Here is a 238-nt window from a genome sequence, read left to right as displayed (position 1 = left end):
GTGTCGCCGGGCAGGCCTGGTGGCGCAGAGCGGCATTCAGGTGGAAGATGTAATCCTGAGGTCAACCATAAGCCGGCCATATCCGTGATTGAAACAATGGATCAGGTAGCGGAGATTCGTCCCGGATCGCGTATTCCGGTAGAGATCCTTACGCAACGGCAAAAATTGACGGTCGAGATCACTATTCAGGAATATCCCGTCCTGAAATAAGGCGTCTTGCACGCCCGTCATGACACGC

The 238-nt window shown here is 54.2% G+C and carries 1 pseudogene; it reads left to right on the top strand.

Annotated elements, in window-relative coordinates:
- Positions 1-210 (top strand): annotated as a pseudogene (locus tag BG74_RS02055) (outer membrane-stress sensor serine endopeptidase DegS); the annotation flags it as partial.
- Positions 211-238: the final 28 nt, after the last annotated feature.

Origin of the sequence: Sodalis-like endosymbiont of Proechinophthirus fluctus (assembly GCF_001602625.1) — a bacterium.
GTDB lineage: Bacteria > Pseudomonadota > Gammaproteobacteria > Enterobacterales > Enterobacteriaceae.
The sequence above is the reverse complement of the archived record's forward strand: the minus strand, read 5'-3'. Positions and strand labels throughout refer to the sequence as shown.